Origin of the sequence: Massilia sp. AB1 (assembly GCF_018119385.1) — a bacterium.
GTDB lineage: Bacteria > Pseudomonadota > Gammaproteobacteria > Burkholderiales > Burkholderiaceae_D > Telluria.
In genome coordinates, this window is sequence record NZ_JAGKSG010000010.1 from 1 (window position 1) to 26,519 (window position 26,519).

At 65.6% G+C, this 26,519-nt stretch carries 25 protein-coding genes; 19 read left to right on the forward strand and 6 right to left on the reverse strand.

Annotation, left to right across the window (positions count from 1 at the left end):
* Positions 1-113: 113 nt before the first annotated feature.
* Entirely contained in the window at positions 114-1,127 is a 1,014-nt protein-coding gene (hemB, locus tag J8847_RS08095) for a porphobilinogen synthase (protein ID WP_211524183.1), read from the reverse strand.
* A 17-nt stretch (positions 1,128-1,144) separates the two neighbouring features.
* Positions 1,145-1,846 (reverse strand): ribosome biogenesis GTP-binding protein YihA/YsxC, encoded by a 702-nt coding sequence (yihA, locus tag J8847_RS08100; RefSeq protein ID WP_211524184.1) that lies wholly within the window; start codon positions 1,844-1,846, stop codon positions 1,145-1,147.
* Positions 1,847-1,993: 147 nt separating this feature from the next.
* Here yihA and J8847_RS08105 point away from each other — a divergent pair, with 147 nt between their 5' ends.
* The 4 genes from J8847_RS08105 to J8847_RS08120 all read left to right on the forward strand — a co-directional run bounded on the left by J8847_RS08105 (position 1,994) and on the right by J8847_RS08120 (position 6,655).
* Positions 1,994-2,656, forward strand: coding sequence for a cytochrome c (locus J8847_RS08105; protein ID WP_211524185.1), 663 nt, complete (start codon positions 1,994-1,996; stop codon positions 2,654-2,656).
* 99 nt (positions 2,657-2,755) lie between these two features.
* Positions 2,756-4,846, forward strand: a complete 2,091-nt coding sequence (locus tag J8847_RS08110; RefSeq protein WP_211524186.1) for a cytochrome c biogenesis protein ResB — start codon at positions 2,756-2,758, stop codon at positions 4,844-4,846.
* A gap of 23 nt (positions 4,847-4,869) precedes the next feature.
* The gene (gene ccsB, locus J8847_RS08115) at positions 4,870-6,027 is read left to right on the forward strand and encodes a c-type cytochrome biogenesis protein CcsB (protein ID WP_211524187.1); all 1,158 of its coding nucleotides are present in this window, start codon (positions 4,870-4,872) and stop codon (positions 6,025-6,027) included.
* A 10-nt stretch (positions 6,028-6,037) separates the two neighbouring features.
* Entirely contained in the window at positions 6,038-6,655 is a 618-nt protein-coding gene (locus J8847_RS08120) for a methyltransferase domain-containing protein (protein ID WP_211524188.1), read from the forward strand.
* Here the strand turns inward: J8847_RS08120 and J8847_RS08125 are convergent.
* A complete protein-coding gene (locus J8847_RS08125) occupies positions 6,652-7,044 on the reverse strand; it encodes a GFA family protein (RefSeq protein ID WP_211524189.1) in 393 nt (130 codons plus the stop codon). The two genes, J8847_RS08120 and J8847_RS08125, sit on opposite strands and share 4 nt — an antisense overlap.
* Before the next feature lie 175 nt (positions 7,045-7,219).
* Here J8847_RS08125 and J8847_RS08130 point away from each other — a divergent pair, with 175 nt between their 5' ends.
* The 6 genes from J8847_RS08130 (at position 7,220) to J8847_RS08155 (ending at position 11,467) form a co-directional block, all read left to right on the forward strand.
* Entirely contained in the window at positions 7,220-7,636 is a 417-nt protein-coding gene (locus tag J8847_RS08130) for a hypothetical protein (protein ID WP_211524190.1), read from the forward strand.
* 25 nt (positions 7,637-7,661) lie between these two features.
* Positions 7,662-8,009 carry a hypothetical protein gene (locus J8847_RS08135; RefSeq protein ID WP_211524191.1) on the forward strand — a complete coding sequence of 116 codons (348 nt, stop codon included), beginning with the start codon at positions 7,662-7,664 and terminating at the stop codon, positions 8,007-8,009.
* 62 nt (positions 8,010-8,071) lie between these two features.
* Positions 8,072-9,067: a 2-hydroxyacid dehydrogenase gene (locus J8847_RS08140; RefSeq protein WP_211524192.1), complete on the forward strand. Its 996-nt coding sequence runs from the start codon at positions 8,072-8,074 to the stop codon at positions 9,065-9,067.
* Between the two features lie 201 nt (positions 9,068-9,268).
* Positions 9,269-9,691 (forward strand): hypothetical protein, encoded by a 423-nt coding sequence (locus tag J8847_RS08145; RefSeq protein ID WP_211524193.1) that lies wholly within the window; start codon positions 9,269-9,271, stop codon positions 9,689-9,691.
* A 175-nt stretch (positions 9,692-9,866) separates the two neighbouring features.
* Positions 9,867-10,844 carry a protein-methionine-sulfoxide reductase catalytic subunit MsrP gene (msrP, locus tag J8847_RS08150; RefSeq protein ID WP_211524194.1) on the forward strand — a complete coding sequence of 326 codons (978 nt, stop codon included), beginning with the start codon at positions 9,867-9,869 and terminating at the stop codon, positions 10,842-10,844.
* A 2-nt stretch (positions 10,845-10,846) separates the two neighbouring features.
* A complete protein-coding gene (locus J8847_RS08155; protein ID WP_211524195.1) occupies positions 10,847-11,467 on the forward strand; it encodes a sulfite oxidase heme-binding subunit YedZ in 621 nt (206 codons plus the stop codon).
* Between the two features lie 34 nt (positions 11,468-11,501).
* On the opposite strand, the gene lysA is transcribed toward J8847_RS08155, so the two are convergent.
* Positions 11,502-12,779, reverse strand: coding sequence for a diaminopimelate decarboxylase (gene lysA / locus J8847_RS08160; protein ID WP_211524196.1), 1,278 nt, complete (start codon positions 12,777-12,779; stop codon positions 11,502-11,504).
* 8 nt (positions 12,780-12,787) lie between these two features.
* Positions 12,788-12,994, reverse strand: coding sequence for a lipoprotein (locus J8847_RS24505; protein WP_373999860.1), 207 nt, complete (start codon positions 12,992-12,994; stop codon positions 12,788-12,790).
* Positions 12,995-13,022: 28 nt separating this feature from the next.
* Here J8847_RS24505 and cyaY point away from each other — a divergent pair, with 28 nt between their 5' ends.
* Positions 13,023-13,352, forward strand: coding sequence for an iron donor protein CyaY (gene cyaY / locus J8847_RS08170; RefSeq protein WP_211524197.1), 330 nt, complete (start codon positions 13,023-13,025; stop codon positions 13,350-13,352).
* Positions 13,353-13,550: 198 nt separating this feature from the next.
* On the opposite strand, the gene J8847_RS08175 is transcribed toward cyaY, so the two are convergent.
* Complete coding sequence (locus tag J8847_RS08175; protein WP_211524198.1) at positions 13,551-15,887, reverse strand: penicillin-binding protein 1A; 2,337 nt, start codon at positions 15,885-15,887, stop codon at positions 13,551-13,553.
* 360 nt (positions 15,888-16,247) lie between these two features.
* Between J8847_RS08175 and J8847_RS08180 the strand changes: the two genes are divergently transcribed.
* The 8 genes from J8847_RS08180 to J8847_RS08215 all read left to right on the forward strand — a co-directional run bounded on the left by J8847_RS08180 (position 16,248) and on the right by J8847_RS08215 (position 26,498).
* Entirely contained in the window at positions 16,248-17,324 is a 1,077-nt protein-coding gene (locus J8847_RS08180; protein WP_211524199.1) for a pilus assembly protein PilM, read from the forward strand.
* On the forward strand, positions 17,324-17,959 hold the full coding sequence (locus J8847_RS08185; RefSeq protein ID WP_211524200.1) for a PilN domain-containing protein: 636 nt from the start codon (positions 17,324-17,326) through the stop codon (positions 17,957-17,959). The genes J8847_RS08180 and J8847_RS08185 overlap by 1 nt, the downstream gene beginning before the upstream one ends.
* Positions 17,956-18,666, forward strand: a complete 711-nt coding sequence (locus tag J8847_RS08190; RefSeq protein ID WP_211524201.1) for a type 4a pilus biogenesis protein PilO — start codon at positions 17,956-17,958, stop codon at positions 18,664-18,666. The genes J8847_RS08185 and J8847_RS08190 overlap by 4 nt, the downstream gene beginning before the upstream one ends.
* Positions 18,663-19,205 carry a pilus assembly protein PilP gene (locus J8847_RS08195; RefSeq protein ID WP_211524202.1) on the forward strand — a complete coding sequence of 181 codons (543 nt, stop codon included), beginning with the start codon at positions 18,663-18,665 and terminating at the stop codon, positions 19,203-19,205. The genes J8847_RS08190 and J8847_RS08195 overlap by 4 nt, the downstream gene beginning before the upstream one ends.
* On the forward strand, positions 19,202-21,379 hold the full coding sequence (pilQ, locus tag J8847_RS08200; protein WP_373888742.1) for a type IV pilus secretin PilQ: 2,178 nt from the start codon (positions 19,202-19,204) through the stop codon (positions 21,377-21,379). The genes J8847_RS08195 and pilQ overlap by 4 nt, the downstream gene beginning before the upstream one ends.
* Positions 21,380-21,468: 89 nt before the next feature.
* On the forward strand, positions 21,469-23,616 hold the full coding sequence (locus tag J8847_RS08205) for an Ig-like domain-containing protein (protein ID WP_211524203.1): 2,148 nt from the start codon (positions 21,469-21,471) through the stop codon (positions 23,614-23,616).
* A gap of 138 nt (positions 23,617-23,754) precedes the next feature.
* The gene (gene aroKB, locus J8847_RS08210; RefSeq protein ID WP_229429503.1) at positions 23,755-25,365 is read left to right on the forward strand and encodes a bifunctional shikimate kinase/3-dehydroquinate synthase AroKB; all 1,611 of its coding nucleotides are present in this window, start codon (positions 23,755-23,757) and stop codon (positions 25,363-25,365) included.
* A complete protein-coding gene (locus J8847_RS08215) occupies positions 25,365-26,498 on the forward strand; it encodes a deoxyguanosinetriphosphate triphosphohydrolase (RefSeq protein ID WP_211524286.1) in 1,134 nt (377 codons plus the stop codon). Before aroKB ends, J8847_RS08215 begins: the two co-directional genes overlap by 1 nt.
* The last annotated feature ends 21 nt before the right edge of the window (positions 26,499-26,519 follow it).

Sequence of the window (26,519 nt, forward strand, 5' to 3'; positions counted from 1 at the left end):
CGGACAGCAGTGCGCGAAGGCGGGGATCCAAGTTTGCATGCGTATCGATAACGCCGGCAGCACTTGGATCCCCGCCTGCGCGGGGACGACGGGTGTTCTTACGTAGCTGGTGCTTAGCTTTGCGCCTTCAGCTTGCGAGCGATCTCCAGCGCGAAATAAGTCAGCACGCCATCAGCGCCGGCGCGCTTGAAGGCCATCATCGATTCCATCATGACCTTGTCATGATCCAGCCAGCCATTCTGCGCCGCCGCCTTGAGCATCGCGTACTCGCCGCTCACCTGGTAAGCAAAGGTCGGCACCTTGAACTCGTCCTTCACACGGCGCACCACGTCCAGGTAAGGCATGCCCGGCTTGACCATCACCATGTCCGCGCCTTCGGCGATGTCGAGCGCCACTTCGCGCAGGGCTTCGTCGCTGTTGGCCGGGTCCATCTGGTAGGTGTTCTTGTCGGCCTTGCCCAGGTTGGCCGCCGAGCCGACCGCGTCGCGGAACGGACCATAGAAGGCCGACGCATACTTGGCCGAGTAAGCCATGATGCGGGTATGGATGTGTCCCTGGCCTTCCAGCGCCTTGCGGATGGCGCCAATGCGCCCGTCCATCATGTCCGACGGCGCCACCACGTCCACGCCGGCTTCGGCCTGGGCCAGCGACTGCCTGATCAGCATCTCGATGGTCTTCTCGTTGACGATGTAGCCGTTCTCGTCCGGCAGGCCGTCCTGGCCGTGGGTCGTGTACGGGTCCAGCGCCACGTCGGTCATGATGCCCAGCTCGGGGAAGTTGCGCTTGAGCTCGCGCACCGCGCGCGGCACCAGGCCTTCCGGATTGGTCGCTTCGATGCCGTCATAGGTCTTCAGCGAGGCGTCCACCACCGGGAACAGCGCCAGCACCGGGATGCCCAGCGCCACGCTTTCCTCCGCCACCTTCATCAGCAAGTCCACCGACACCCGCTCCACGCCCGGCATCGAGGCCACCTGCTGGCGCTGGTTCTGGCCGTCGAGGATGAACACCGGGTAGATCAGGTCCGAGGGCGTTACGACGTTCTCGCGCATCAGGGCGCGCGAGAACGGGTCGCGGCGCATGCGGCGCATGCGGGCTGCGGGATAGGAGGCGGGGGTGATGATGGTCATCGCGTGATTCCTCAACGTTATTCGGTAGGCTGCTCGTCCGCCGGCGGCGCTTCCTCGTCGGCCAGGCCCAGCAGTTCGATGATCTTGTCGTTCGCTTCGTCGATGCCCACGCGCTTCAGGGCCGAGAACAGCTGCACCGTGAACGGGAAGCCGTTGCCTTCCTCGTCGACATAGCTGTCGAGGATCTGGCGCGCCTGGCGCAGGGCGTTGGTCGATTCGTTGCGGTTGAGCTTGTCGACCTTGGTCAGGATGCAGTGGATCGGCTTGCCGGTCGGGGCGAACCATTCGAGCATCTGGATGTCGAGGTCGGTGAACGGGCGGCGCGAATCCATGATCAGGACCAGCGCAGCCAGCTGCTCGCGGCGCTGGACGTAGTCGCCCAGCAGTTTTTGCCAGTGCAGCTTGGCATTGCCCGAGACTTCGGCATAGCCGTAGCCCGGCAGGTCGACCAGCAGTGCTTCGATCTCGTCGACGCGCACCGCATCCTTGCGGTGCTGGCCCACGTGGGCGCCGCCGATCGAGAAGAAGTTGATGTGCTGGGTGCGGCCCGGCGTCTTGGACGCGAAAGCCAGGCCCTTCTGGTTGGTCAGGATATTGATCGCCGTGGATTTGCCCGCGTTCGAGCGCCCGGCGAAAGCGATCTCGGGAACCTGGGTGCCAGGGAGATCGCGCAGCTGATTAACGGTCGTAAAGAACCGGGCTTGCCATAATTTGGACATGGAAAGAGGTGTAAGTGACAACAGAATGGCGATAAGGAAACAAAGCTATTGTACAATAAGGGGTTGTTTGCCGCTCCTCCGGGGGCGGCCGGTAAGGCCGCTGCACTGACATTCCGATTTTGTTTTCGACTTTTTCAGGGTGCTTGAATGAATCGTTTGACGTTTGCGTTGGTGAAATCTCTGTTTGCCCTGGCTGTCTGCGGTAGTGCTGCTGTCGCGGCCGAAGCACCGAAGGCCGCCGCTGCCAAGCCGGATCCGGCCAAAGGCGGCACCCTGTACGACGCCGGCGACGCCGCGCGCGGCCTGCCGGCCTGCATGTCCTGCCATGGCGCCGCAGGCAACTCGACCATCGTGGCCAATCCCAAGCTGGCTGGCCAGATCGACGCTTACACCTACAAGCAGCTGGTCGACTTCACCACCCCGCAACGCCAGAACCCGGTCATGACGACCTACGCCAAGATGCTGACGGACGACGAGAAGAAGCACATCGCCGCCTACCTTGGCACCCAGAAGCAGAAACCGGGCGCCGCCAAGAACAAGGATACCGTGGAACTGGGTCGCAAGATCTACCGCGGCGGCATCGCCGAGAAGGGCGTCGCCGCCTGCGCAAGCTGCCATGGCGCCACCGGCAGCGGCATCCCGGCGCAATACCCGCGCCTGTCCGGCCAGCACCAGGATTACACCTACGCCCAGCTGGAAAACTTCAAGAACGGCGCACGCAAGAACAGCATCCAGATGACCACGCTGGCGCAGCGCATGTCGCCGGAAGAAATGAAGGCCGTGGCGGATTACATCGCCGGCCTGAAATAAGCGGCGGGCCATAGGAAATAGAAAGGGCGGCGGCGTCGAGCTGGCTGCCCTTTTTGCTGTATGCTCAGGCGTTTGCGCGCCTCATGTGAGTAGTGGAAGATGAGTACCACCGGAATTGAACTGAAGACCCGCCGCCGTGGCCTGGCCGAGGCGGTCGAGCTGGTCTCGTCGATGCGTTTCGCGATCAGCCTGCTGACGATCATCGCCATCGCCTCGGTGATCGGCACCGTGCTCAAGCAGAACGAACCGATGCCCAATTACGTCAACCAGTTCGGCCCGTTCTGGTTCGAAGTGTTCGGCAAGCTGGGCCTGTACAGCGTGTATTCGAGCTGGTGGTTCCTGCTGATCCTGGTCACCCTGATCGTCTCCACCGGCCTGTGCGTGGTGCGCAATACGCCCAAGATGCTGCGCGACATGCGCAGCTGGCGCGAACAGGTGCGCGAAGTCTCGCTGCGCAACTTCCACCACAAGGTCGAATGGCTGGCGCCCCTGAAGCGCGCCGACCTGGCCGCCCAGACTGCGGCGCGCCTGCGCCATGCCGGCTACGCCACCAGGATCGTCGAGAAGGACGGCGGCGTGCTGGTGGCGGCCAAGAAAGGCGCCGGCAACAAGTTCGGCTATATCTTCGCGCACTCGGCCATCATCGTGATCCTGCTGGGCGGCATGCTCGATTCCGAGCTGCCGGTGCGCTTCCAGCAGTGGTTCCTTGGCAAAACCCCGTTCACGGGCGGCGGCGTGATCGCCCAGATTCCCGCCCAGCACCGCCTGAGCGTGGCCAATCCCAGCTTCCGCGGCAACACGGCGATCGCCGAAGGCCAGACCACCCATACCGCCATCCTGACCCAGCCGAACGGTGTGCTGGTGCAGGAGCTACCGTTCTCCATCGAGCTGAAGAAATTCATCATCGAGTTCTACTCGACCGGCGCGCCCAAGCTGTTCGCCAGCGAAGTGGTGGTGCGCGACCTCGAGAACGGCCATACCTTCCCGGCTAGCATCAAGGTCAACCAGCCCCTGATCTACAAGGGCATCGCCGTCTACCAGTCGAGCTTCGACGACGGCGGCAGCAAGCTCAAGCTGACTGGCCACCCGATGGCGGGCAACAGCGCCGAGCCCTTCCAGCTCACCGGCGAAGTCAACGGTTCCACCGAGCTGAAGGCCGGCGGCGAGACCTATGCCGTCGAATGGTCGGGTTTCCGTCCGTTCAACGTCGAGAACGTGAACGCCAGCGGCGACGTCCGTGCGGTCAAGAAGGGCGAATCCTTCGAGGAGCAGTTCGCGTCCACCCTCGGCAAGGCGTCCGGCTCGGCCGCCAAGAACGCCAACAACAAGGATTTCAAGAACGTCGGCCCGAGCGTGCAGTACAAGCTGCGCGACAAGACCGGCCAGGCGCGCGAATTCCTGAACTACATGCAGCCGGTGACCCTGGAAGGATCGCAGGTCTACCTGGCCGGCGTGCGCTCCAGCCCGGCTGAGCAGTTCAGCTTCCTGCGCATTCCGGCCGACGACAAGTACGGCGTGGGCGACTGGATGCGCCTGCGCGCCGCCCTCAACGATCCCAAGGCGCGCGCCGAAGCGGCGCGGCGCTACGCCCAGCGTGCGCTGGCGCCGGAACAGCGCGACGGCGCCCTGGCGTCTCAGCTGCAGGAATCGAGCGCCCGCACCCTGGAGATCTTCTCCGGCGAGGGCAGCGGGCGCGGCGGCTTTGTGGCGGTGGCCCAGTTCCTGGAAAAGATCCCGCAGGCCGAACAGGAAAAAGCCGCCAATATCTTCATGAAGATGCTCAACGGCACCTTGTGGGAGCTGTGGCAGGTCGCGCGCGCCCAGGCCGGCAGCGCGCCCGCCGAGCCGACCGAGGCCAATGGCCGCTTCCTGCAGCTGGCCACCAATGCGCTCTCGGACAGCTTCCTGTATGGCGCCCCGGTCTACCTGCAGCTGGACGAATTCAACGAGATCAAGGCCTCGGTGCTCCAGCTGACCCGTTCGCCGGGCAAGAGCGTGGTTTACCTGGGCTGTCTGCTGCTGGTAGCCGGCGTGTTCGCAATGTTTTATATTCGTGAACGACGCATGTGGGTCTGGGTGACCGAGCACGAGGGCGGGGCCCACGCGCTGATGGCGATGAGCACCCAGCGCAAGACGCTCGATTTCGAGCGCGAATTCGACGAACTGAAAGCCAAGCTGCCGCAAGCTTAAGCGGCAGCGGCGTGGAGAACACCATGGAATTGTCCCAAGCAAGCCAGTCCACCTACCAGGAAGAGCCGGGCTACTTCCGCCGCCTGAACGCCGTCGACTGGGTCTACGCCCTGGCCCTGTGTGCGGCGGCGCTGTTCGCGCTGAACCGCTACGCGGACTACATGGACATCTACGAAAAGGCCATCCTGCTGTGCACCGCGCCGGTGTTCGCGGCGCTGGGCTGGCACTGGAAGCCGATGCGCTGGCTGCTGCCCCTGGTGGGCGCGCTGTCGCTGTGGGCGATTTCGATGTACGACGGCTCGCTGGCGGCGGCCAACCAGAAATTCTTCCTCAAGTACATGCTGTCGAGCCAGTCCGCGATCCTGTGGATGAGCGCGCTGTTCGTGTTCTCGACCGTGTTCTACTGGGTCGGCCTGCTCAGCCGGGGCAGCTTCGGCAGCGGCGCCGGCGCCAACCTGTGCTGGGCCGGCGTGGTGCTGGGCGCCACCGGCATGATGGTGCGCTGGTACGAGTCCTACCTGATCGGGCCGGACGTGGGCCATATCCCGGTGTCGAACCTGTACGAAGTGTTCATCCTGTTCGCCCTGATCACCGCCCTGTTCTACCTGTACTACGAAGGCCGCTACGCCACCCGCCAGCTGGGCGCCTTCGTGATGCTGATCATCTCGGCCGCGGTCGCCTTCCTGCTGTGGTACACCGTGTCGCGCGACGCCGCCGACATCCAGCCGCTGGTGCCGGCGCTGCAGAGCTGGTGGATGAAGATCCACGTGCCGGCCAACTTCATCGGCTACGGCACCTTCGCGCTGGCCGCCATGGTCGGCACCGCCTATTTGCTGAAGTCGCACGGCATCCTGGCCGACCGCCTGCCCGCGCTGGAAGTGCTGGACGACGTGATGTACAAGTCGATCTCGGTCGGTTTCGCCTTCTTCACGGTCGCCACCATCCTGGGCGCGCTGTGGGCGGCCGAGGCCTGGGGCGGCTACTGGTCCTGGGACCCGAAGGAGACCTGGGCGCTGATCGTCTGGCTCAACTACGCGGCCTGGCTGCACATGCGCCTGATGTCCGGCCTGCGCGGCCGCATGGCGGCGTGGTGGGCGCTGGTCGGCCTGCTGGTGACGACCTTCGCCTTCCTGGGCGTGAACATGTTCCTGTCGGGCCTGCATTCCTACGGGGCGCTGTAAGCCGGCCGCCGTGGATCACGCGTCCATCGCCTCGGCCTACGACGCCCTGGCCGAGCGCTGGACCGATGCGGCATTCGACCCCAGCAACGGCCTGCGCCTGCACGCGCAGGCCTTGTCGTTTTTGGAAGCCGCGAAGGGCCGGGCGCTGAGCGTCGGCTGCGGCTGCAATACCCGCTTCAACCCGCTGCTGCGCGAACGCGGCTTGCGCCTCGAAGGCATCGACATCTCGGCGCGCATGCTGGCGCTGGCCAGGCAGGCCGATCCCGATGTCGTGCTGTACCACGCCGATGTCTGCGCATGGCGGCCCCCGCACGCCTACCGCTTCATCTCGGCCTGGGACAGCATCTGGCATATCCGGCTGGACCGGCAGCGACCGCTGATGCTGAAGCTCATGCGCGCGCTCGAACCCGGCGGCGTCTTCCTCTTCTCCGCAGGCGGGCTCGACGAGCCGAGCGAGCACACCGACGCGGCAATGGGGCCGGAGGTCTATTACGGCACGCTCGGGATACCGGGACTGCTCGGCGTCGTCAGGGAGGCCGGCTGCATGCTCCGGCATCTCGAATTCGACCAGCTGCCTGAAAAGCACCTCTGCATCGTCGTCCAGCGCCCGGCTTGCGGCATCGGCTAGTCTTCCGTGCGGCCCCGGCCCTCGCGATTGCCTTCGTAATGCCGCGCCAGCGGAAAGGCCGGCAGCCAGGATTCGCGCCGGACGGTCCAGTTCTCGTAGGTCGGCATCAACTGGTCCGGCGCGTCCAGGGCGCCCAGGTGCACCTCGGTCTCGTCCCCGCTGCGCGCGAACACGGAAGAGCCGCAGCGCGGGCAGAAGTGCCGCCCGGCGTAGTCGCGCGTCTCGCCGTCGACCTCGACCGCATCCCGGGGGAAGACCGCGGCGGCGTAGAACAGGGCGCCGTGATGCTTGCGGCAATCGAGGCAATGGCAAAGACCCACGCGGTAGGGACGTCCCGTCGCCACCAGGCGAACGCCGCCGCACAGGCAGCCGCCAGTGAATCGGTCCATGCGATGTCTCCTTGTATTCCTTCAGGGAGTTCCGGCGCCGCCTTTCGACGCCCGATCCAGGTGCTTTGTGCCACGGATCTCGTGCATTGTCGGCATCTGGAACTGCCCGGCCCGCTCTCTGCCTACTATCTTGCTGCAAACAAGGCTTCATGACAAACGTAAAGGAGAGAAAACCATGATCGAGAGCTTCTTTGGCGTGTTCGCGCTGGCGATCGTCGAGTTGTGGGCGGCCATCCCGCTGGGGATCCACCTGAAGCTGCATCCCGGCTTGCTGATTGTCGCAGCCTCGACGGGCGCATGCCTGGGCGCCGTGATCGCGATGTTTTTAGGAAATGGTCTGCGCCGCCTGATGTTCTGGCGCAAGAGTAAAAGCAAAGAGGGTGGGCGCCTTTCGCAGTGGCTGGCCGCGAAAGGGCCATGGGCGATCGGCTTGCTGGGCCCATTGCTCATCGGACCTGTCTTGTCGGCTGGCCTTGCAGGAGCGATCGGCTTGCCGCGGGCTTTCTCACTGGCGCTGCTGGCGGCCGGCATCGTCTTCTGGACGGTGAGCTTCAGCATGCTGGGCACATTCGGACTGGCGGCGCTGCGTTGACCGAAGCGGGTGGTATGCTTCGTCCATGACTACCGATTCCGATATTGAACTGTCCGGCGCCTTCCAGGCCCGGGACAGCAGCGGCCGTACCCTCGACGTCAAGGCGATTCGCATCTTCGACGAGGGTTACGGGATCATCGACGTGTACGTGGAGTTCGCGAAGAAGCTCGAGCCCGGCGCCTACAAGGACACGGTGCTGGTGCGGCAGATCATCGACCGTCTGCGCGCGGTCGGGTACAAGGGGCCGGACTTCGGGCACAGCGATCCGGGCCTGCAGGAAAGCCGCCTGATCGTGCTCGAGGCGCCCGAGGAATTCGCGGCCTTCGCCAAGAGCCGGGGCTGGAAGAACCTGGCGGAAGACTTCGACGAATAAGCCTTGCGGCCGCAGCCCGCATGGCCGAAAGCAGCGCCGGCAGACGCGCGAGGAGGGGGGAGATGAAAACCGCAGTCTTCAGCGCGCGCCGCTACGACAAGTCGATGCTGGCGGACGCCAACCGCGATGCCGGCCATGAACTGGTCTTTTTCGAGGACCGCCTCAGCGCCGCCACCGCTCCCCTGGCCGCGGGATGCGAGGCCGTCTGCGTGTTCGTCAACGACAGCGTCGACGCCGAGGTCCTGGCCATCCTGGCCACCCAGGGCACGCGCCTGGTCGCGACACGCTCCACCGGGTATAACCAGATCGACACGGCGGCCGCCGCGCAACATGGCATCGCCGTCGTCCGCGTTACCGATTATTCGCCGTATTCCGTGGCCGAATTCGCCGTCGGCCTGCTGCTGGCCGTGAACAGGAAGATCGCGCGCGCCAGCGCCCGCACCCGCGACGGCAACTTCGACCTCGAGGGCCTGATGGGTTTCGACCTGCACGGCAAGACGGTCGGCGTCATCGGCACCGGCAAGATCGGGGCGATCTTCGCACGCATCATGCTGGGCTTCGGCTGCACGGTCCTGGGCTACGACCCCTATCCCAGCGCCGCATTCGAAGCGCTGGGCGCGCGCTACGTCCCGGTCGGGGAATTATTGTCCCGCAGCGATGTCGTGTCCCTGCACTGTCCCTTGACCGAACAGACCAGGCACATCGTGAACGGCGACAGCCTGGCGCGCGCCAAGCGCGGCAGCGTACTGATCAACACCAGCCGTGGCGGGCTGATCGATACGGAAGCGGCCATCGGCGCGCTCAAGACCGGGCAACTGGGCGGCCTGGCGATCGACGTCTACGAACAGGAAGCCAATCTGTTCTTCCAGGATTTGTCGTCCACCATCATTTGCGACGACGTGATCCAGCGCCTGGTTTCCTTTCCGAACGTAATCGTCACCGGCCACCAGGCTTTCTTCACCGTCGAAGCCATCGGCCAGATCATGCAGACGACCATCGCCAGCCTGACGGCCTTCGAACGCGGCGAGGAACTCGTCAACCGGGTGCCGCCCGCCTGACATCATTTCGTGCGGCTATGACGGTCTCCGGTTCGAGACAGTTTCGTGATGCTTTTGCCCGCAACCCTTGTCCTGGAGGGACGCCGGACTAGACTGAATTATCCGCAAGCGCAGTGCCGGCTTTGCGGCATCCGACGCCCGCCACGAGGCTGATCCGGCGTGACGCCTGTCCAAAGGTAACTGCTTTGCGAAGGAACGATCATGCGACGCTTATCTCTCCTGATACCCGCATCCCTGCTGGTGCTTGCCGCCGGCGCCGGTGCGCAGACCCAACCCTACCCACCGCCCGACACGGCGCCGATCTCGACCGTGACAGTGACAGCCGCCCCTGCCAAGCCGATCCGGCTCAGGACCGAGGAAGTCAAGCGGATTGCCGGTTCCTATGACATGGAAAACGGCTGGCATTTGAAAGTCGACGCCAGGCCGCAATACATCGACGCGACCATCGACAAGGAAAAGCCGATGCGGCTGCGCGCGGTCTCGAAAAACAAATTCGTTTCCGGCGATGGCAACGTGACCATGGAATTCAACCAGGACACGGGCGACGACATGAAGCTGAGCTACGTACCCGACCCCAGCAAGCCGTCGATGGTGTCGATCCCCGCGCAGAGGACCAAGCGCTGAGCGCCTGGCATCGGGCAGCGAAGCTGGAACGCCAACCGCCGCGGTTGGCGTTTTTCCTGGAGGGCCCCCTTGTCCCGTTCCTGCCGCGCTTCTGCGGCTGAGTATGTTGGCGTACTAACGTTCTTTTAAGCCAATCCGTGTAAGCTGAAGTTTCTCTCTGCTTGCGGGGTTCATCATGCTCATCAAACGCAATCCGAACGGGATCGACCTCCCCTTCCCCTCCGAGATCACGCCCCGCGAGGTCTACGAAGAACGGCGGCGCTTCATCGCCCGCATCGCGGCCACGGCCGCCGTCGGCTCCGGCATCTGGGAAATGGCCAACCGTGAAGCCTTCGCCCAGGACGCGGCCCAGCGCCTGGCCGCCAGCGCCAACCCGGGGCTGTCGACGAAGGAGCCGCAGACCTCGTCCAAGGACGCCACCCACTACAACAATTTCTACGAATTCGGCACCGACAAGTCCGACCCGGCCGAGAACGCGCATACCCTGCGCCCACGGCCCTGGACGGTGACCATCGATGGCGAGGTGAAGAAGCCGCTGACGCTCGACATCGACCGCCTGCTCAAGCTGGCGCCGCTGGAGGAGCGCATCTACCGCCTGCGCTGTGTGGAAGGCTGGTCGATGGTGATTCCCTGGGTCGGCTATTCGCTGTCGAACCTGCTCAAGCAAGTCGAACCGACCGGCAATGCGCGCTACGTCGAATTCACCAGCCTGGCCGACCGCAAGCAGATGCCGGGCCTGCGCAGCCCGGTGCTCGACTGGCCCTATGTCGAGGGCTTGCGCATGGACGAGGCCATGCATCCTCTGACCTTGCTGACCCTGGGCATGTACGGCCAGGTGCTGCCGAACCAGAACGGCGCGCCGGTGCGCCTGGTGGTGCCCTGGAAGTACGGCTTCAAGTCGGCCAAGTCGATCGTGCGCATCCGCCTGACCAGCAAGCAGCCGCGCACTGCCTGGAACGACTCCGCCCCGAACGAATACGGCTTCTATTCGAACGTGAACCCGAACGTCGACCACCCGCGCTGGTCGCAGGCCAGCGAGCGGCGCATCGGCGAGGACGGCTTCTTCAAGCCCAAGCGCAAGACCCTGATGTTCAACGGCTACGACCAGGTGGCTTCGCTGTACACGGGCATGGACCTGAAGAAGTTCTTCTGACGATGGCCTTCAATCCCTCCCCGAAGCAGCTGGGCGCCATCAAGGTGGCGCTGTTCCTGGCGAGCCTGCTGCCCTTCGCGAACATGGCCTGGCTGACGGTGCAGGGCGAGCTGACCGAGCCGCTCGAGTACATCACCCACCAGACCGGCGACTGGGCGCTGTACTTCCTGTGCATTACCCTGACGGTGACGCCGCTGCGCCGCTTCACCGGCTGGAACTGGGTGATCCGCCTGCGCCGCATGCTGGGGCTGTTCTGCTTCTTCTACGCGCTGCTGCACTTCACCACCTTCCTCTGGTTCGACCATTTCTTCGACTGGGGCGAGATGTGGAAGGACGTGCTCAAGCGGCCCTTCATCACGGTCGGATTCATCGCCTTCCTGATGCTGGTGCCGCTGGCGGCGACCAGCACCAACGGCATGGTCAAGAGATTGGGCGGCAAGCGCTGGCGCTGGCTGCACCGCCTGATCTATGTGATCGCGCCGCTGGCGATCCTGCATTTCTGGTGGATGAAAGCGGGGAAGAACGATTTCGCCGAACCGATCCTGTTCGGGACCATCGTGGCGGTGCTGCTGGGCTTGCGGGTATGGTGGAGCCGGGCGCGCACGCAGGCGGCGCCGGCCTGAAAGTAACAGGCCCGCTTGCGCGGGCCTTTTTTCATTACTTCAGCATCGATTCCAGCGCGAACAGGTCGGCCGGATTCTCGCGCTGGCGCACCAGGTGCACCTGGTCGCCGTCGACGATCACCTCGGCCGCGCGGCCGCGGGTGTTGTAGTTCGAGGCCATGGTCATGCCATAGGCGCCGGCGGTCATGACCGCCAGCAGGTCGCCTTGCTCGACCGCCAGCGCGCGCTCGCGCGCCAGCCAGTCGCCCGATTCGCACACCGGGCCCACCACGTCGTAAGTCAGCTTGTCGCCCGCGCGCGGCGCCACTTCCTGCACGCCCATCCAGGCCTGGTACAAGGTCGGGCGCATCAGGTCGTTCATCGCGGCGTCGACGATGCAGAAGTTCTTTTCCTCGCCCGGCTTCAGGAACTCGACCCTGGTCACCAGCACGCCGGTGTCGGCCACGATCGAACGGCCCGGTTCGAAGATCACCTTGATCGGCTGGCCGCCATGCTTCTCGGCGCGCCAGGCGTCGATGCGGGCGAACAGGCGGCCCAGGTAGTCGCGCACCAAGACCGGCGGCTTGTCGCCTTCGGCGCCGTAGTTCACGCCCAGGCCGCCGCCGATGTCGAGGTGGTGCAAATGGATGCCTTCGCTGCCCAGGGTGTCGATCAGTTCGATCAGCTTGTCCAGCGCTTCGAGCAGCGGCGCGTCGTCCAGCAGCTGCGAGCCGATGTGGCAGTCGATGCCGACCACGTCCAGGTGCGGCAGGCTGGCGGCGGCGCGGTAGGTTTCCAGCGCGTCGTCGAAGGCCACGCCAAACTTGTTGGCCTTCAGGCCGGTGGCGATGTAGGGGTGGGTCTTGGCGTCCACGTTCGGGTTCACGCGCAGCGACACTGGCGCGCGCTTGCCCATGCTGCCGGCCACCTCGTTGAGGCGGTGCAGTTCGGGAATCGATTCGACGTTGAAGCACAGGATGCCCTTGTCGAGGGCCAGTTTCATTTCCTCGACGGTCTTGCCGACGCCCGAGAAGATGGTCTTGCCCGGGTCGCCGCCGGCCGCGATCACGCGCAGCAGCTCGCCGCCCGAGACGATGTCGAAGCCCGCGCCCTGACGCGCCAGCAGGTCGATGATCGCCAGGTTCGAGTTGGCCTTCATCGCATAGCAGACCAGCGCGTCACGGCCTTGGCAGGCGTCGTGGTAGGCGGCGAAGTTCTGCAGCAGGGTGGTCTTGGAATAGACGTAGGTCGGGGTCCCGAATTCTTCGGCGATCTTGGGCAAGGCGACGGCTTCGGCGTGCAGGACGCCGTCTTGGTACGAGAAATGCGACATGGCGGTGTTTACTTGGTGGGGGCGGGGACGGAGGCGTTGTTCGACGGGACGGGCTGGGCGGGCTGCTCGACAGGGGCGGTGGCAGGAGCCGATGCGGGTCTGGCGGGCGGATTCGGCAGGTACAGCGGGCCGGTCTGGCCGCAGCCGCTCAGGCTTGCTGCGAGCAGAACGGCAGCAGTTGGGAGCGCGATGGAGGACTTCACGATTAGAATCACGTTTTATTGGCAGATTTTGGAGTGTAGCATGACCGAAACGGAATTTTTGGCGCTGGCCAAAAGCACCCTCGACCAGATCGAACAGGCGCTCGACCGCCTGAACGACGAAGACGCGATCGACGTCGAGTGCAAGCGCAGCGGCAACGTGCTGGAAATCGAATTCCTCGACAACGGGTCGAAGATCATTGTCAACAGCCAGGCGCCGCTGCAGGAGATGTGGGTGGCGGCGCGCTCGGGCGGGTTCCACTACAAGCGGGTGGGGGACGAGTGGCGCAATACGCGCGACGAGTCGGAGCTGTTTGCGTCGCTGTCGAAGTATGCGAGCGAGCAGGGCGGGGCGCAGGTTTCGCTGGTTTGAAAATGGAAACGGCGCCTGAGGCGCCGTTGTTGCGTTTGCGGTGTGCTGCGAACTTGGGCGGGACAATGCCAGTGGCATTGTCCCGGCCTGCGCGGGGACGACGTTGGTTAAGGGTGGGTGATCTACTCGCCCAGCGACTTCGGCCACGTCCTCTGGCACGTCGTCCCCGCGAAGGCGGGGACCCAAGTTCAACCAGCTTTAGAACAACTCATTCCTCACCGCATCCCTCGCCTTCTGCTCAGCCGGCGCCGGCGGCGGTCCCACATCCAGCGTCTGCACCCCGGTCCCCGGCGGGCTCTCCGCATAGTAGTAGTCGTTCCCATACAGCACCAGACCAGGCGGGACTTCGCGCTCCACCACCGGCTCGTTCTTGAGCGCCTTGCCCATGTAGCTGATCCAGATCGGCAGCGCCAGGCCGCCGCCGGTCTCGCGGTTGCCCAGGTTCTTCGGCTGGTCGTAGCCGATCCAGGCGATGCCCACCAGCTTCGGGTTGTAGCCGGCGAACCAGGCGTCGATCGAGTCGTTGGTGGTGCCGGTCTTGCCCGCCAGGTCGGGGCGCTTGAGCGACAAGGCCTTGGTCGCGGTGCCGTAGCGCACCACGTCCTTCAGCATGCTGTCGACCAGGTAGGCATTCCTCGCATCGATCACGCGGTTGGCCTCGATCCCGGCGCGCTCCGGACGCGCCTCCGACAGCACCTTGCCGTCGGCATCGGTGACCTTCGAGATCAGGTAGGGGCTGATGCGGTAGCCGCCGTTGGCGAACACGGCGTAGGCGCCGGCCATCTGCAGCGGGGTGGTCGCGCCCGCGCCCAGGGCCAGGGTCAGGTAGGCCGGGTTGCGGTCCGGGTCGAAGCCGAAGCGGGTCGCATATTCCTGGCCATAGCGTGCGCCGATCTTGTTCAGGATGCGGATCGAGACCATGTTCTTCGACTGCGTCAGGCCGCGCCGCATGGTCATCGGGCCTTCGTACTTGTTGTCGTAGTTCTTCGGCTCCCAGGCCTGGCCGCCGGTCTGGCCGGCGTCGAAGGAGATCGGGGCGTCGTTGACGATGGTCGCCGGCGACAGGCCGCGCTCCAGCGAAGCCGAATAGATGAAGGGTTTGAACGAGGAACCCGGCTGGCGCCAGGCCTGGGTCACGTGGTTGAACTTGTTGCGGTTGAAGTCGAAGCCGCCCACCAGCGCGCGGATCGCGCCGTCCTCGGTGCTGGTGGCAACGAAGGCCGATTCCACTTCCGGCATCTGGGTGATCAGCCACTTGGAGTCGTCGTCCTGCATCACGCGGATCACGGCGCCGCGGCGCAGGCGGCGGTTGGGCGCGGCCTTGTCGCTCAGCCAGGATTTGGCGAAGGCCAGGCCCGGGCCGCCGATCTCGATCGTCTCGCCCGAGGCGATGGTCGCCGACACCTTGGTGGCCGAGGCGCGCAGCACGATGGCGGCGACGATGTTGTCGCTGTCCGGATGCTCGGCCAGCTCGGCCTCGATCGCTTCGTCGGCCTCGCTCTTGTCGCTCGGGATCTCGATATAGCCTTCCGGGCCGCGGTAGGGGTGGCGGCGCTCGTACTCCATCACGCCGCGGCGCACGGCCAGGTAGGCCGCGTCCTGGTCGGCCTTGGTGATCGTGGTGAACACGTTCAGGCCGCGGGTATAGGTGTCTTCCTTGAACTGCTCGTAGACCAGCTGGCGCGCCATCTCGGCCACGTACTCGGCGTGCACGCCGAAGGCGTTGCTGTCGGACTTGATCTTGAGCGGCTCTTCCTTCGCCTGCTTGTACTGGGCGTCGCTGATGTAGCCCAGCGAATGCATGCGCTGCAGGATGTACTGCTGGCGCGTCTTCGCGCGGGTCGGGTTGACCACCGGGTTGTAAGCCGACGGCGCCTTCGGCAGGCCGGCCAGCATCGCCGCCTCGGCCACGCTGATGTCGCGCAGGTCCTTGCCGAAATAGATCTGGGCCGCCGACTGGAAGCCGAAGGCGCGCTGGCCCAGGTAGATCTGGTTCATGTACAGCTCGAGAATCTGGTCCTTGGAGAGGTTCTTCTCGATCTTCCAGGCCAGCAGCGCCTCGTAGGCCTTGCGCTTGAAGGTCTGTTCGGAGGACAGGAAGAAGTTGCGCGCCACCTGCTGGGTGATGGTCGAGGCGCCCTGGCGCGCGCCGCCGGTCGCGTTCTTGAACACGGCGCGCAGGATGCCCCAGTAGTCGATGCCGCTGTGCTCGTAGAAGCGGTCGTCCTCGATCGAGAGCACGGCCTTCTTCATGACGTCCGGGATGTCCTTGAAATGCACCAGGGTGCGGCGTTCCTCGCCGAACTCGCCGATCAGCACATTGTCCGCAGTAAAGATGCGCAGCGGCATCTTAGGACGGTAGTCGGTGATGGTGTCCAGCGCCGGCAGGTTGGGGTAGGCCATCGCGAGCGCGAACACGACCACCAGCACGCCGATGACCGCGAGGCCGGCGAGGGCGCCGATGGCCATCAGGACCAGGCGCTTGGGACTGTATTTCGAGGAAGAAGACTTGGATGCTGCTTGGTTCTCTTTCATGCTGGCTTTCGCTTTATTGATCCGCCTCATTATAAGGCAGCGCTATCGCGTCTGATACTGGATCTAGGGCAACAGAACAGTGCAATATTGCCTTCGAGTACACAGCCGTTGTTGCCTTGAACACAGTGGTTGCAAGGGTGATCAGAGCTTGCGCGCATATGTGGCGCGCATGACGCAGTCGAGGGGGGGATAGTAATGTTCCAGTGCAGAAATTTCTTGTCGCTGGTCAACCTTATTGCTACGATTCAACGCAGTGCCTCATATATATGCACTAAATACCGGTTTTATAAGACAAATTTTCCCTCGCGGGCGTTCACAGCGCCGCTGCAGGGCAGGAAGGGCAGCTGAGGGAGTGCGCTCGTGATCAATCTAGGTTCCTTGTTTGGAAAGTCGAGCCCGCCACTCGCCGGTCTCGACATCAGCACATCGGGCGTACGCCTGGTGGAGCTGGCCGATGCCGGCAAGGGTGAACTGCGCCTGGAGCGCTATGCCGCCGAACCGCTGCCGCGCGGCGCGGTCGTGGACGGCAACATCGAAAATATCGACCAGGTCGCCGAAGCCGTGCGCCGCGTCTGGAAGAAGAGCGGCACCAAGGCCAAACACGTGGCCCTGGGCATGCCGCCGGCTGCCGTCATCACCAAGAAAATCATCCTCCCGGCCGGCCTGGCGGAAGACCAGCTCGAAGTGCAGGTCGAATCCGAGGCCAGCCAGTACATCCCCTTCGCGCTCGACGAAGTGAGCCTGGACTTCGACGTGATCGGTCCCGCGCCGAATTCGGCGGAGGACATGGAAGTCATGCTGGCCGCCGCGCGCCGCGAAAAGGTCGAGGACCGCGTGGCGATCGCCGAAGCCGCAGGCCTCACGGCGACCGTGATGGACATCGAATCCTATGCCGCCCGCAGCGCGCTGGAGCGCGCAATGGAGCGCTCCGCGAACAAGGGTCCCGAGCAGATCGTCGCCCTGTTCCAGATGGGCGCCCAGGCCACCCACGTCTCCGTGCTGCTGGACGGCGAAACCGTCTACGAGCGCGAGCAGCCTTTCGGCGGCAACCAGCTGACCCAGGACATCGTGCGCGCCTACGGCCTGTCCTTCGAGGAAGCCGAGACCCGCAAGAAGTCCGGCGACCTGCCGGAAAACTACCGCGCCGACCTGCTCGCTCCTTTCCTCGAGAACGCGGCGCTGGAAGTCACGCGCGCGATCCAGTTCTTCTACACGTCCACGCCCTACACGCGCATCGACCAGCTCTACCTGGCTGGCGGCAGCGCGCTGGTGCCGGGACTGCTCGACATCATCGCCGGCCGTACCCGGATCCCGAGCGCGCTCGTGAATCCCTTCGAGGACATGCTGATGGGCGCCCAGGTGCGTGAACAGCAGCTGCGCCAGGAAGGCGCCGCCTACCTGGTGGCCTGCGGCCTGGCGATGCGGAGGTTCGGCTGATGATCCGTATTAATCTCCTGCCTCACCGCGAGGCCAAGCGCAAGCAGAAGCAGGCCGCGTTCTACGCCCTGCTGGCCCTGGGTGCAGCCGCCGGCGTCGCCGTGGTGCTGGCGGTCGGTGCCTACAACGCGCGCCAGCTGTCGGCCCAGGACCAGCGCAACCTGGTGCTCAAGAAGGCCAACGCCGAACTCGACAAGCAGATCGCCGAGATCAAGACCCTCAAGGAAGAAATCGAAGCGCTGAAGGCGCGCCAGCAGGCGGTCCAGGACGTGCAGGGCGACCGCAACCAGCCGGTCTACCTGCTGGACGAACTGGTGCGCCAGACGCCGGAAGGCATGCACCTGAAGTCGCTCAAGCAGGAAGGCCGGCGCGTGGTCCTGACCGGCTACGCCCAGTCGCAGGAGCGCGTGGCGGAACTGCTGCGCAATCTGTCGGGCAACTCGGCCTGGCTGGAGCGTCCCGAACTGGTCGAAGTGAAGGCCGTTACCCTGGCGCAGAGCAAGACCGGCCGCAAGGTGGTCGAGTTCACGCTGTCGGTGGCGATCAAGCGCCCGACCGACGGCGAGGAAGAAGGCCAGGACGTGGCAGGCGCCGCCAGGCCTGCGGGCAAAGGCGGGTCCGGAGTGAAGTCATGAACATCGATCTGAAAGACATCGGTCCGCGCCTGGCGGAACAGTTCCAGGACCTGCAGGGCCGCCATCCGGGCCAGTGGCCGCTGGCGCCGCGCCTGCTGTGCGCGGCCGGCGTGATGGCGCTGGTCGCCGGCCTGGGCTACTTCTTCTACTGGAGCGGCCAGTTCGAGAAGCAGGAAAAAGGCGCGCGCGAAGAGCAGAAGCTGCGCGACGAATACAAGAGCAAGATGGCCCAGGCGATCAACCTGGAAGCGCTCAAGCAGCAGAAGATCGAAGTCGACAAGTCGGTTGTGCTGCTGGAAAAGCAGCTGCCGAGCAAGTCGGAAATGGCGCGCCTGCTGTCGGACATCAACCAGGCCGGCGTCGGCCGCGGCCTGCAGTTCGAGCTGTTCAAGCCGGGCCAGGAAGTGGTGCGCGACTACTACGCCGAGCTGCCGATCGAGATCAAGGTGACGGGCCGCTACAACGACATCGGCGCCTTCGCCGCCGACATGGCCAACCTGCCGCGTATCGTCACCCTGAACAACATGTCCGTCGTCACGGGCAAGGACGGCGCCCTGCAGATGGACGCCGTGGCCAAGACCTTCCGCTACCTCGACCAGGACGAGCTGAACGCCCAGCGCCAGGCGCGCGAGGACAAGAAAGCCAAGGGCAAGAAGGGCAAGAAGGCCAAGGGCAAGGGCAAGAACGCCGAAGGAGACGCCAAATGATGCGCCTGAACCGCATTGCGCCACTGCTGGCGGCCGTGCTGCTGGCCGGCTGCGGCGACGGCGGCGTGAACGAAGTCCGCACCTGGATGAAGAAGGTCGAGAAGGAAACCAAGCCTTCGGTCAAGCCGCTGCCGGCCGTCAAGCCCTTCGTCCCGTACGCCTACAATCCGGGCGCGGCCATCGAGCCCTTCAGCCAGGACAAGCTGCTGACCGAAATGGCGCGCGTGGCCGAGGCCTCGGCCAGCAAGAACAAGCCCGACACCAGCCGTCCGAAAGAACTGCTGGAGAATTATCCGCTCGACACCATGCGCATGGTCGGCACCCTACAGAAGGCCGGCGTCAGCTATGCGCTGGTGCAGATCGACAAGGCGGTGTACCAGGTCCGTGCGGGCCAGCGCATCGGCGAAAACTACGGCGTCGTCACCCGCGTGACCGACGGCGCCATCCATATCAGGGAAGTGATGCAGGACGCCACCGGCGACTGGGTCGAGCGCATGGCGACGATCGAGCTGCATGACAGTAAGGAGACTGGGAAATGACCCATCAAGCAATGATTCGTTTCGTCGTCCCGGCATGGCTGGCGCGCGGCGCCGGCGCGATGCTGCTGGCCATGGCGGCCGGCAGCGCCCTGGCGCAAGGCAATGCGATCGAATCGATCACCGCCAACCAGCAGGGCTCGAACGTCGTCATCAACGTGGCGATGCGCGCGGCGCCCGCCAAGGCGCCGATCGGCTTCTCGATCACCAACCCGGCCCGCATCGCGCTCGACTTCGGCGCCACCGCCAACGCCACCGGCAAGAGCTCGCAGGAGATCAACCTGGGCGACGTGCGCGGCGTGAACGTGGTGCAGGCCGGCGAGCGCACCCGCCTGGTGCTGAACCTGGCGCGCCCGCTGAACTACGCCACCGCGGTCGACGGCAAGTCCGTGATCGTCACCGTGGAAGGCTCGGGCGGCGTGGCCCAGGCCGTGAACGCGGCCGGCATGCCTGCCGCGGCGGCGCCGGCCCCGGCGGCCGCCGGCCGCCAACTGCTGCGCAACCTCGATTTCCGCCGCGGCGCCAATGGCGAAGGCCGCGTTGTGGTCGACCTGCCGCACAGCCAGGTGGCGGTCGACGTGCGCCAGGCCGGCAACCAGATCCATGTCGACTTCCTGCGCACCGGACTGCCGGAAGCGCTGCGCCGCCGCCTGGACGTGACCGATTTCGGCACCCCGGTGTCGCGCGTGACCACCTCCGCCCAGGGCGAGAACGTGCGCATGACCATCGACGCGCAAGGCAACTGGGAGCAGTCGGTGTACCAGAGCGACACCCAGCTGGTGGTCGATGTGCGCCCGGTCAAGGAAGACCCGAACCGGGTGGGCCCCGGCCCCCAGGGCTACCGCGGCGAGAAGCTGTCCTTCAACTTCCAGAGCGTGGAAGTGCGCGCCGCCCTGCAGGCGATCGCCGACATCTCGGGCCTGAACATCATCACCAGCGATTCCGTGACCGGCAACCTGACCCTGCGCCTGCGCGACGTGCCCTGGGACCAGGCGCTCGACGTGGTGCTGCAGGCCAAGGGCCTGGACATGCGCAAGAACGGCAACGTGCTGTGGATCGCGCCCAAGGAAGAACTGCTGACCAAGGAAAAGCTCGAGCTCGAGCAGCGCGCCCAGATCGCCGACCTCGAGCCGCTGCGCTCCGAGATCTTCCAGCTGAACTACCAGAAGGCGGAAGCCTTCCGCACCGTGTTCGGCCTGGACGCCAGCGGCGCCGCCGCCGCCGACAGCAAGAACCGCGTGCTGTCCAAGCGCGGCAGCGCCATCATCGACCCGCGCACCAACCAGCTGTTCGTGACCGACATCGCTTCCAAGATCGAGGACATCCGCAAGCTGATCCAGAAGACCGACATCGCCTCGAAGCAGGTCCTGATCGAGGCCCGCCTGGTTGAGGCCAACGACGGCTTCTCGCGCAACCTGGGCGCCAAGCTCGGCTTCGCCGACCTGCGCACCCTGCGCGGCGGCGACTCGGGCTGGCAGGTCAAGGGCAACGAGCGCGTCGCCATCGGCGGCAACCTCACCGGCGTGGGCCAGGTCACCGGCCAGACCCCGGACGAGGGCGACGGCTACACCAACACCACCATGGTCAACCTGCCCGCCGCCGGCATCGCGGGCATCCCGGCCACCTCGCTGGCCTTCAGCCTGTTCTCCTCGGCCGCCAACCGCTTCCTGAACCTGGAACTGTCGGCGCTGGAAGCCGACGGCAAGGGCAAGATCATCTCGAGCCCGCGCGTGGTCACCGAGGACAAGCAGATCGCCGTGATCGAGCAGGGCATCGAGCTGCCCTACCAGGTGGCGACCAGCAGCGGCGCGACCTCGATCGCCTTCAAGAAGGCCAACCTGCGCCTCGAGGTGACGCCGCAGATCACCCCGGACGGCAACGTGGTGCTGGACGTGGACGTGAACAAGGATTCGAAGGGCGAGGAAACCCGCGCCGGCTTCGCCATCAACACCCAGCACGTGAAGACCAAGGTGATGGTGGAGAACGGCGGCACCGTGGTGCTGGGCGGTATCTACCAGCAGGCCGAGCGCAACAGCGAGAGCAAGGTGCCGGTGCTGGGCGACGTCCCGGTCCTGGGCCATCTGTTCAAGACCACCGGCCGGGAGAATACCAAGACCGAATTGCTGGTGTTCATCACACCAAAGATCGTGACCGAGCGCAGTAACAACCTGCGCTGATCATCGCGCCGGCCGGGTCGTCCCGGCCGGTTTTTCGTTTACCACGACGAATTTACCCAAACGGCATAAACAACAGGAACAAGAACGTCATGCAACACACTCCAGAACAGGGAACCCGGACCTCGCCCGGGCATCTGACCCAATTGGCGCTGGCCGCGCTGGTCGCGGCCAGCCTGGCCGCCTGCGGCGGCGGCGGCGGCTCGGCAGGCGTCGGCGGCGACGGCAGCGGCACCGGCACAGGCACGACCCCGGGCACCGGCACCACCCCGGGCACCGGCACGGTCGCCGCGCCGAAGATGGACCTGACCCTGGCCGACGGCGCCGGCACTGCCGTCACCTCGCTTTCCGGCGGCCAGAGCGCCTCGGTCAAGGCGACCGTGCTGACGGCGGCCGGCAAGCCGGCGGCCGGCGCCATCGTCCAGTTCACTGCGGGCACCGCCAACCTGGTCAGCTTCATTCCCGAAACCGGCTCCGCGCTGACCGATGCCAACGGCGTGGCCGTCGTCACCGTCAAGCCGGCCAGCACCAGCGCCGCGGGCGCGGTGGCGATCACCGGCACCGCCGTGGTCGAGGGCAAGACCGCCACCTTCACCCGCAACATCACCATCGGCGCCGCGCCGCTGACGATCGGGACGCTGAGCTTCGCGCCGCAGCCGGCCGGGCGCCTGCCGGCCTTCAGCACCCTGTCGCTGAACATTCCCGTCACCAGCGGCGGCCAGCCGGCCAGCTCGGTCTCGGGCCTGACCATGACTTCGCTGTGCGTCAACAACGGCACCGCCTCCCTGGTGCCGGGCAGCTTCGCCAACGGCGTCCAGACCGCGACCTATACCAACAACGGCTGCCTGCTCGGGCGCGACACCATCACCGTTTCGCTCGGCAACTCGACCCAGACCATCGGCGTCGACGTCGACGCGGCCAATATCGGTTCCATCCAGTTCTCCAGCAGCAGCGTGGCCGGCAGCTCGATCGTGCTGAAGGGTTCGGGCGGCCTGGGCCGCTCCGAATCGGCGCAGCTGATCTTCCGCGTGGTCGACCAGCACGGCAACGGCCTGCCGGGCGTGGACGTGAACTTCAGCGCCACCACCAGCACCGGCGGCCTGGCCGTGTCGCCGGCGCGCGCCACCACCGACAACAGCGGCCAGGTCTCGACCATGGTCTCCTCTGGCACGATCCCGACCCCGGTGCGCGTGGTCGCCGAGGCCACCCGCAACGGCGTGACGATCAGCGGCCTGTCCGACGCGCTGACCATCTCGACCGGCCTGCCGATCCAGAAATCGATGTCGATGAGCGCCTCGAAGTTCAACATCGAGGGCATGGACTACGACGGCGAAAGCACCGACATCACGGTGCGCCTGGCCGACCAGTACGGCAACCCGGTGTCGGACAACACCGTGGTCAACTTCGTCACCGAAGGCGGCGCGATCGGCTCGTCGGCGCAGGGCGCCTGCGTGACCACCGACGGCGGCTGCACGGTGCCGCTGCGCAGCCAGGCCTTCAGGCCGCTCAACGGCCGCGTCACTGTGCTGGCCTATGTGCAGGGTATCGAGAACTTCGTCGACCTGAACGGCGACGGCCAGTACACCTGCACCGGCTACACCGGCAGCACGCCTTACCGTCCGCTGGTCGACGCCTGCCCGAGCGGCGGCGAGCCTTTCCCGGGCGCGAGCACCGGCCAGAGCGGCGACCTGCCCGACGCCTTCCTCGACGCCAACGTGAACGGCGCCTATGAAGCAAGCGCCGGCGACCTGCCGTTCCCGTACAACCGCAGCGCCTACAGCGCCGCGGGCGACGGCAAGTGGGGCCTGAACTACATCCGCCGTTCCTTCGAGATCGTGTTCAGCGGTTCGGACGCCAACATGGTCCGCCAGGTCTGCAGCACCGACAGCAGCGGCAATCCGAGCTGCCGCGACTGGAACAGCGCCCCCGGCGGCGACGGCGACCCGAGCGTGCTCCAGGGCCTGTCGGGAGGCTCCTGCAAATCGGTCGACCTGACCTTCCGCCTGTACGATTCCAACAATAATCCATTGCCTGTCGGCACCAAAGTCGGCGCGACGGACGTGACCAAGGTGAAGCCGGGGACCTTCTTCCCGGACGTGGTGCCCTCGACCAACAACGCCGGTGGCACGATCCACACGGTGACGGTCAAGCCGGAAGACGCTTGCGCAGCGGGCGACTTCCTGCTGCAGGTGGTCACCCCGCGCGGCAAGGGCAAGAGCTACCGCTTCAGGAGCGCATGATCCGGGGCGGGCCTGAGGGCCCGCCTTGCGTTTTTTTACCGGAACAGGGAACGGCCAGTCTATACTGGCCGTTTTACCATCTAAGCGGGTTTGGTAGTGCCTCATCCCAAGAACAACAATATCTTCCTCGTCGGCCTGATGGGAGCGGGGAAGACCACCATCGGCAGGCTGCTTGCACGGAAGTTGAACAAGCGCTTCGTGGACTCGGACCACGAGATCGAAGCGCGCACCGGCGCCTCGATTCCCTGGATTTTCGAGATCGAGGGAGAAGCCTGCTTCCGGCGCCGCGAAGCGGACGTGATCCGCGACCTGAGCGCCCAGCACGACCTGGTGCTGGCCACCGGCGGCGGCGCGGTCCTGAATGCCGCCAGCCGGGCCTTGCTGGCCGAGCGCGGCACCGTGGTCTACCTGCGCGCCTCGATCAACAGCATCCTGCAGCGCACCGCGCACGACAAGAACCGCCCGCTGCTGCAGACCCTTGACCCGCGCAAGAAGCTGGAGGAATTGCTGGCCCAGCGCGACCCCCTGTACCGCGAGATTGCCGACCTGGTCATCGACACCGGCCGTCCTAACGTACAATCGATGGTACAGACCATATTGGACCAGATCGCCGCGCTCGAAGCAGCACGGGCGCGCCGGCTGGCGAAGACATCGATGAACGAACAGGCACCCATTACCCTCAACGTCGAACTCGGCGACCGCAGCTATCCGATCGTGATCGGCCCCCACCTGCTGGACGACGGCGCGCTTCTCTCGCGCCACATCGCCGGCAGCAAGGCCGCCATCGTCACCAACACCACCATCGCGCCGCTCTACCTGGAGCGCGTCGCCGGCCATCTGCGCGCGGCCGGCCTGGAAGTGGTGGAGATCGTGCTGCCGGACGGCGAGGAGCACAAGAACTGGCAGTCGCTGAACCTGGTGTTCGACGCGCTGCTGGCCGCCAAATGCGACCGCAAGACCACCCTGGTGGCCCTGGGCGGCGGCGTGATCGGCGACCTGACCGGCTATGCGGCCGCCAGCTACATGCGCGGCGTGCCCTTCGTGCAGATCCCGACGACCCTGCTGTCCCAGGTCGATTCCTCGGTGGGCGGCAAGACCGGCATCAACCACCCGCTGGGCAAGAACATGATCGGCGCCTTCTACCAGCCGCGCGCGGTGCTGGCCGATACCTCCACCCTCGACACCCTGCCGGCGCGCGAGCTGTCGGCCGGCCTGGGCGAGGTGATCAAGCACGGCGCCATCCTGGACGCCGCCTACTTCGAATGGATCGAGCAGAACATCGCCAAGCTGGTGGCGCGCGATCCGGAAGCGCTGGCGCACGCCATCGCGCGCTCCTGCGAAATCAAGGCCGACGTGGTGCGCAAGGACGAGCGCGAAGGCGGCCTGCGCGCGGTGCTGAACTTCGGCCACACCTTCGGCCACGCGATCGAATCGGGCCTGGGCTATGGCGAATGGCTGCACGGCGAAGCCGTGGGCTGCGGCATGGTGATGGCGGCCGACCTGTCGGCGCGCCTGGGCCTGATCGACGAGGCCGCCGTCGAACGCGTGCGCAACCTGGTGCGCGCGGCCGGCCTGCCGACCACGGCGCCCGACCTGGGCGAGCAGCGCTGGATCGAGCTGATGGCGGTCGACAAGAAGAACGAGGGCGGGGAGATCCGCTTCATCCTGCTCAAGCCCCTGGGCAGCCCGTCGATCACCACGGTGCCGATCGACACCCTGCGCGCCACCCTGGAGGCCTGCACATCATGATGGATTTCGACGCCCATCTCGCAGCTTATGCGGCGCACTCGTCGAAGTCGCGCGGGCGTCGCTACCCGGAACCGGCCCCTGGCTCGCGCAGCGAGTTCCAGCGCGACCGCGACCGCATCATCCACTCGACGGCCTTCCGCCGGCTCGAGTACAAGACCCAGGTCTTCCTCAACCACGAGGGCGACCTGTTCCGCACCCGCCTGACGCACAGCATCGAGGTGGCCCAGATCGGCCGCACGCTGGCGCGCAGCCTGCGCCTGAACGAGGACCTGGTCGAGGCCACCGCGCTGGCGCACGACCTGGGCCACACGCCTTTCGGCCACGTGGGCCAGGACGTGCTCAACGAATGCATGAAGGACTACGGCGGCTTCGAGCACAACCTGCAAAGCCTGCGCGTGGTCGACCACCTGGAAGAGCACTACGGCGCCTTCGACGGCCTGAACCTGAGCTTCGAGACGCGCGAGGGCATCCTCAAGCACTGCTCACTGAACAACGCGCGCCAGCTGGGCGAGCTGGGGCAGCGCTTCATCGACAAGGCCCAGCCCAGCCTGGAAGCCCAGCTGACCAACCTGGCGGACGAGATCGCGTACAACAACCACGATATCGACGACGGGCTGCGTTCGGGGCTGCTGACGATGGCGCAGATGGAAGAAGTGGAGCTGTTCGCGCGCCACCGGCATGCGGTGGAGGCGCAGTATCCGGGCTTGCCGGGCAGGCGGGCGCTGTACGAGACCATCCGGCTGATGATCACGGCGATGACGGCGGACCTGGTGGAGACCTCGGCGGCGCGCATCCTGGACGCCGCGCCGAAGAGCATCGACGATGTCAGGGCGGGGCCGCCGCTGATTCGTTTTTCTGACGAGATGCGGGCGCAGACCACGGCGCTCAAGCGCTTCCTGCATGCGAACCTGTACCGCCACTTCCAGGTCAACCGCATGCGCGTCAAGGCCAGCCGCGTGGTGCGGGAGCTGTTCGATGCGTTCATGCAGGATCCGGTGCTGCTGCCGACGGATTACCAGGTGCAGGGCGATGTGATGAAGCAGGCGAGGAAGATTGCGGATTACATTGCGGGGATGACGGATCGGTATGCGATCCGGGAGCATAAGCGGATTTTTTCGCTTGATCAGTTCTGAGCTGCGGGCCTGCACGCAAAC